This is a genomic window from Streptomyces sp. CRN 30 (genome assembly GCF_034105845.1).
In genome coordinates this window covers 38,370-44,752 of sequence record NZ_JAVRHI010000436.1, presented here as the reverse complement: position 1 = coordinate 44,752, position 6,383 = coordinate 38,370, and the positions used below count along the sequence as shown (strand labels likewise).

The 6,383-nt window shown below is 74.1% G+C and carries 6 protein-coding genes; 5 read left to right on the top strand and 1 reads right to left on the bottom strand.

Annotation, left to right across the window (positions count from 1 at the left end; translation table 11 throughout):
* Both UW392_RS47890 and UW392_RS47885 read left to right on the top strand, forming a co-directional pair.
* Window positions 1-1,083, top strand: a 1,083-nt coding sequence (locus UW392_RS47890; protein ID WP_320781655.1) for a hypothetical protein, incomplete at its 5' end; no start/stop codon positions are given.
* A 255-nt stretch (window positions 1,084-1,338) separates the two neighbouring features.
* On the top strand, window positions 1,339-2,847 hold the full coding sequence (locus UW392_RS47885; RefSeq protein WP_320781654.1) for a hypothetical protein: 1,509 nt from the start codon (window positions 1,339-1,341) through the stop codon (window positions 2,845-2,847).
* Here the strand turns inward: UW392_RS47885 and UW392_RS47880 are convergent.
* Complete coding sequence (locus UW392_RS47880) at window positions 2,805-3,728, bottom strand: LysR family transcriptional regulator (RefSeq protein ID WP_320781653.1); 924 nt, start codon at window positions 3,726-3,728, stop codon at window positions 2,805-2,807. The two genes, UW392_RS47885 and UW392_RS47880, sit on opposite strands and share 43 nt — an antisense overlap.
* Before the next feature lie 122 nt (window positions 3,729-3,850).
* Here UW392_RS47880 and mgrA point away from each other — a divergent pair, with 122 nt between their 5' ends.
* From mgrA to UW392_RS47865, 3 genes are all read left to right on the top strand, one after another.
* Window positions 3,851-4,849, top strand: coding sequence for an L-glyceraldehyde 3-phosphate reductase (mgrA, locus tag UW392_RS47875; RefSeq protein WP_320781652.1), 999 nt, complete (start codon window positions 3,851-3,853; stop codon window positions 4,847-4,849).
* Between the two features lie 486 nt (window positions 4,850-5,335).
* Complete coding sequence (locus UW392_RS47870; RefSeq protein WP_320781651.1) at window positions 5,336-5,746, top strand: hypothetical protein; 411 nt, start codon at window positions 5,336-5,338, stop codon at window positions 5,744-5,746.
* Window positions 5,747-5,901: 155 nt separating this feature from the next.
* Complete coding sequence (locus UW392_RS47865) at window positions 5,902-6,342, top strand: helix-turn-helix transcriptional regulator (protein ID WP_320781650.1); 441 nt, start codon at window positions 5,902-5,904, stop codon at window positions 6,340-6,342.
* Window positions 6,343-6,383 lie beyond the last annotated feature (41 nt).

Below are 6,383 nucleotides of genomic sequence, written 5' to 3'. Positions count from 1 at the left end.
CGGGCGGCCGCCGCCCCGCAGGCCGCCGCGGCCGCCTGCGGCGAGGGCTCGTACCAGGCGGAGGCCGTGCTGAGCGGCAGCACCTGGACCGCCCGGCGCGGCGGCAGCACCGTGTACACCGGCACCGACATGCGCGCCGCGGTGCAGGCGGCCATCGGCAGCCTGACCGCCAACCGGACGTCGAAGGAGCGGGTCGTCGTACGCGGCTCGGGCTCGATCAGCGCGGGTTCCCGGATCTCCCTGCCGAGCTACACCGTGCTCGACGCGTGCGGCACGATCAACGTCACCGGCAGCGGTTCCGGCGACCAGGCGCCGGTCTACTCCCGCGGCACCCGGGACGTCGAGGTCCAGCACCTGAACGTGACCGGCGCCCCGCTGTACGGGATCTTCATGCGCAACGTCCAGAACGTCGTCCTCGGCCAGATCGACATGCGCCTGACGGGCGGCCTGGGCGTGCGCATCGACAACCGCGGCGACACCAGCCAGTGGACGCGCAACGTCCGGATCGACAACGTCTACGTCTCCGGCGCGAGCAGCCACGCGGTCGAGACGTACGGCGTGGACGGCCTCACCGTCGGCACGGTCACCGCCCGCAACGTGGGCGAGTCCGGCCTGCTCCTCAACCAGACGGTCAACGCCACCGTGACGAAGGTCGACGCGGACGGCGCGGGCGCCGGCACCGGGTACGCGGCCTTCCGCATGGCCAACCGCAACGGCCGCATCGGCAGCTCCTACTCCACCAACATCCGGGTGGGCGAGGTCGTCGCGCGCGGCGGCGGGCGCGGGGTCTTCTGCGTCTCCGAGAGCGGCGGCGCGGTCATCGACCGGATCAACCTCACCAACACCGGCAACAACGCGATCCTCGTCGAGAACTGCTACAACGTGAACATCGCCGCCCAGAGCGGCACCGTCACCGGCGGCGGCGAGATCCGCCTCGCGGCCCGCACGGAGTTCGCGGGCAACCGCGACATCACCATCCAGAACCTCACGGTGACCAACTCCGCGATCCGCGAGAGTCCCTGCGGAACCAACATCACCTTCCGCAACAACAGGCTCGTCAACAGCAGCCAGACCATCTGCTGAGGCTGAGGCTGAGGCTGAGGCCGAGCGCGTCGCCTGCGGCGGTCCGGCGCACGGCCGCCGTACCCGGGGGAGAACCCGGGTGCGGCGCCGGGCGCGCGGACCGCACGCACGCGGGGCCCGCCACGCCGCGGTCCCGGGCGTCCCGCTGCGCCGGTCGGCGCAAGGTCCCGGCCGTACTGTGCCCTCAGCGCCGCGTATGCCCCCCTTCCTCGCTATTTTGTCCGTGCTCTTGTCGTACGGGCTGAAGGGTGGGCAATGGTCAGCGGTTCCGATCTCACACACGCCGGCGCGCGGCGCACCGGCCCGGTCGTCGTCCCCGACACCTCATGGCGGGCGCGCGGCGAGGGCTGGCTGTGGGCCGTGGCCGGGGCCTTCACCGTGGCCCAGCTCGTCCTGGTGCGCCCGGGCATGGGCCTCGGCTGGGACGAGGCGGTGTACGTCAGCCAGGTGGGTGGCGACGCCCCGGCCGCGTTCTTCAGCGCCCCGCGGGCGCGGGGCGTGTCCTGGCTGGTGGCGCCGGTCGCCTCCTGGTCGTCGTCGACCCCGCTGCTGCGCGTCTTCCTGGCCCTGCTCTCCGGGCTCGCCCTGTACCTCGCGCTGCGCGCCTGGCGAGGGCTGTTCCCGGCCCGGGTGCTGGCCGGGGCGGGCGCCCTGTTCGCCGGCCTGTGGGTGACGCTGTTCTACGGTCCGCAGGCCATGCCCAACTACTGGGTCGCGATCGGGGCCCTGGTGTGCGTGGGCGGCTTCCTGCGGGCCGGGGCCGACCGCGGGGGCCGCTCCGCCCCGTGGGGCGTGGGCGTGGGCGCGGCGCTGATGGCGGTGATGCGCCCGACGGACGCGGTGTGGGTGACCCTGCCCCTGCTCGCCGTCCTGGTGTGCGTACCGCGCCGGCGGTCCCCGCGGCTGCTCGCGGTGCTCCTCGCCGGGCTCGCCGGGGGAGCGGCGCCCTGGGTGATCGAGGCGTACACCGCGTACGGCGGTCTGCGGCAGCGGCTCTCCGACGGGTCCGGAGTCCAGGGCGGCCTCGGCTGGCACAACGCCGTCGACGACCAGCTGCGCAGCCTGGGCGGACGCGCCCTGTGCCGGCCGTGCACCGGGCCGCCGGCCGACCTGGCGGTCACCCTCTGGTGGTACGCCCTGCCCGTGCTCGCCCTGCTCGGTCTGGTGGTGGCCGTCAGGGCCCGGCGCGCCGAGGCCACGCTGACCGCCCTGGCCTGCGCCGCCACGGCGGCCGTCCCGTACCTCTTCCTCATCGGGTACGCGGCTCCGCGCTTCCTCCTGCCGGCCTACGCGCTGCTGTTCCTGGTCGTCGCCGACGCGCTCGCCCACCTGCTCACGGCCCGGGGCAGGAGGTGGCGGCCGGCCGCCCTGGCGCTGGTGCCCCTGCTGCTGGCCGGGCACCTCGTGGCGCAGTACGCGGTGCTGGAGCGGACGGTGGAGCGCACCACCGCGAGCCGCGAGAACTGGGCGCGCACCGCCGCCGCACTGCACCGCCTCGGCGTGCGGCCGCCCTGCCTGGTGACCGGGCACACGGCCATCCCGATCGGCTTCTACGCCGGCTGCTCCTCCGGCAACGTCCACGGCAACAACGCCAACACCACCCGCGGCGAGATCCTGCGCACGGCCGGGCGGATCCCGGTCGCCACGCTCACCGCGCGCGGGGCGAACCCGCCTTCGTACGCCCGCGACTGGCCCGCCCACCGCTCCGGACGGTTCGACCTCTACGTGGCTCCGGCCGGACTCCGCGACCCGGCGACGGAGTGACCGGAGGGGGTGTCCAGCAGCCCCATCAGCGCCCGTGCCGCCGGGCTGGTGGCCTGCGGGGGCGGCAGCAGGGCGACCGTCTCGTACTCCGTCTCCCCGGCGCCCTCCAGCGGCAGCGCGGTGAGGGTCTCCCGCTTGCGGCGGAAGTGCCGGGGCACCACCGCGACCCCCAGGCCCTCCTCCACCAGGTCGAGGAGGCTGAACACGTCGTTGACCTCCAGCGCCACGGTGCGCCGGACGCCCGCCGTGACGAAGACGGCGTCGGTGGTGCGGCGCGGCCCCCAGTCCGGATGGAAGTCGACGAAGGTCTCACCGGCCAGGTCCGCCGGCGTGGGGGCGGCCCCGGCGACCGCGAGGCGGTGCGTCGGACGGCAGAGCACGACCATCGCCTCGCTGGTCAGCGACACCGACCGCAGCTGGTCGTGGTCCGTCCGCGTCCGTACCCCGAAGGCGAGGTCGAGCCGGCCCGCCGCGACCTCCTCCGCCAGCGCGTCCGTCCCCGCCTGCCGCAGCCGCACCTCGACGTCCGGGTGGAGCCGCCGGAACGCGGCGAGCAGACCGGCCACGTGCACCCCCGCGATGCACTGCTCGGCGCCGACGGACAGCGTGCCGCGCAGGACGCCCTGCACCGCGGCCACCGCCTCGTGCGCGGCCCGCACCCGGTCCAGGATCCGCTCGGCCTCCGTCAGCAGGGCGCGCCCCGCCTCGGTGAGCGTCACCCGGCGCGTGGTGCGGACGAACAGCGGCGCCCGCAGCTCCCGTTCCAGGGCGCGGACGGAGGCGGACAGGCCCGACTGCGACACCATCAGGCGCTCGGCCGCCCGGGTGAAGTGCTGGTCCTCGGCGACGGCGACGAAGTGCTGGAGATGACGCAGTTCCACGATTGAGAAGCCTAAGCGCTGAATCCCATCGCATTCTCCTGTTGGACCACTGGGCACCGGCGCGCGAGAGTGGGCTGTCGACACCGGTCCACCGGTCCCTTACGGCCCTCCAGGAGCACGCGTTGTACACCGCACACCCCGACCGCTACGCGGACATGCCCTACCGGCGCACCGGACGCAGCGGCCTGAAGCTGCCCGCGCTGTCGCTCGGCCTGTGGCACAACTTCGGCCCCGACCGGCCCGTCACCACCCAGCGCGCCATCCTGCGCCGCGCCTTCGACCTGGGCGTCACCCACTTCGACCTGGCGAACAACTACGGCCCGCCGCCCGGCGCCGCCGAGTCCGCCTTCGGTGAGGCGCTGAAGGCCGACTTCGCGGCGTACCGCGACGAGATGGTGGTCTCCACCAAGGCCGGCTACCTGATGTGGCCCGGCCCGTACGGCGAATGGGGCTCCCGGAAGTACCTGCTGTCCTCGCTCGACCAGAGCCTCGCCCGCATGGGCCTCGACTACGTCGACATCTTCTACTCGCACCGCCCGGACCCGGACACCCCGCTCGAGGAGACGATGGGGGCCCTGCACTCGGCGGTCCAGCAGGGCAAGGCGCTGTACGTGGGCGTCTCCAACTACTCGCCCGAGCAGACCCGCGAGGCCGCCCGGATCCTCGGCGAGCTGGGCACCCCGCTGCTGATCCACCAGCCGCGCTACTCGATGCTCGACCGCCGTCCCGAGGACGAGGGGCTGCTGGACACGCTGGACGAGCTGGGCGTCGGGTCGATCGTGTTCTCGCCGCTGGAGCAGGGCCTGCTGACCGGCCGCTACCTGGACGGCATCCCGGCCGACTCGCGCGCCGCGAGCGACAGCCCGTTCCTGAGCACGGACAAGGTCACCGAGGACCTCGTGCGGCAGCTGCGCGAGCTCGACGGGATCGCCAAGTCGCGCGGCCAGTCCCTCGCCCAGCTGGCGCTGTCGTGGGTGCTGCGCGGCGGCCGGGTCACCTCCGCCCTCGTCGGCGCGAGCAGCCCCCAGCAGCTGGAGGACAGCGTGTCGGCCATCCGCAACCTCGACTTCGAGCCGGAGGAGCTGGCCCGCATCGACGCGGTGATCAGGACGGCGCGGTAGACGTCCCCCCTGCCGCCGTCCGGGGCGGCGCCCCCTCCGCCCCGGACGGCACCCGATCCGGACACTGGCGTTCTCGTGACGCTCGGTGTTCGTGGATCCGGCCGGACGACCACCCGGAAGTGGTCAGTGGCCGACGGAGGCCGGATCCCCCGCCGGCGCGGCCCGCGGTGATCCGGTCGCACCCCGACGCCCCTGCCCGGCGCGGGTGTCGATTCCTCCCGGTCCAAGCCGACCGGTATCGGGGGAGAGGGTGCGAAACCGGCCGCGCCCCGTTCCGGACGGCCGAAGTGGCGCATATTTTCGGAGACTGGCCGGATTTTTGTGGTGACAGAGTGTCAGGAGTGGCGATACTCGAAGCGCAGGGCGCGTGAGCCACGAACCACCCCGCACCATCGCACGTGAACGACTCATCGCCCGACGTGTACGACAGGCAGGGCGCAAACGTACGGAGCCGGATCGGCGGTCGGCTGCGATGGGGGAGCGAACGTGCACGACGAATTCCTGTGCCACGTCACGGCCTACGGGATGTGCGGCGGACGGCGCGTGGGTGTGCCACTGGGGACGTACCGCGCCCCCACCCTCGCCCTCGCCCTGTGGTGGATGCGCGACCGCGCCCTGTGGATCGCCGAGCGGCTCGACCCGCGCCCCGGCGACCCGCACTACCCACCGAACGCGATCGTCCCCGTGGCGGACGGCGTCCCGGACGTCCCCGGCGTCCTGCGGGCCTGGAGCGGGGACACCGTCCAACAGGAGTACGTGGCCGAGGAACTGGCCGCCGGCAACCTGGTCCGCGTCGCCACCAACGACGACACCACCGAGTACGAACTGCTCGCCGAGTCCGTCGACGCGCTCCGCATGCAGCGCACGGCCCAGGCGATGGCCACTCCGGCCGCCTGAGGAGCCCGTGTCGCCTCCCGGCCGGGCGCGCGATTCCCCTCAGGGCGGAACGCCGGCCGCTTTCCCCGGGGCGTGCGGGACCCATAGGGCCTGTCGTCAAATGCCCGCCTGCCCCGCGACAGCGGGGATTTGACGACAGGCCCTAGGCTGGAGGCGTGAGCGATCAGAGGAGCAAGGTGCCGGACGAGGCCCGTGTCATCCCCCTGCGCCCGGCGGCGGCCGCCCCGGGCGGTACGCCCCGGCCGCGCCCCGTGCCCGCTCCGGTGGAACCGGCCGCCAGGGAGCCCCTCTGGCGCGACCTCGTCGGCGACGTGCTGCGGCGGGAGCGGCTCGCGCAGGAGCGGACCCTGAAGGACGTGGCCGAGGCGGCGCGCATCTCCATGCCCTACCTCTCGGAACTGGAGCGGGGCCGCAAGGAGGCCTCCTCGGAGGTGCTCGCGGCCGCCGCCCACGCCCTCGGACTGGGCCTCGGCGACCTGCTCGTCCGCGTCCACGGCGAGCTGGCGCGCCGGACCCCCCGTACCCGCGCCGCCACGAGCACCACGCGGCCGGCGACCACCGCCTCGCCGTACGACGGCCTCTGCCTGGCCGCCTGAGCGGTCACCCGGGGCTCGGGACGGAAGGCCGTTCGAACGGA

What these genes read in the sequence shown, in the direction of transcription:
- UW392_RS47885 (WP_320781654.1), top strand. Translation starts at nt 1,339, where the DNA reads ATGGTCAGCGGTTCCGATCTCACACACGCCGGCGCGCGGCGCACCGGC.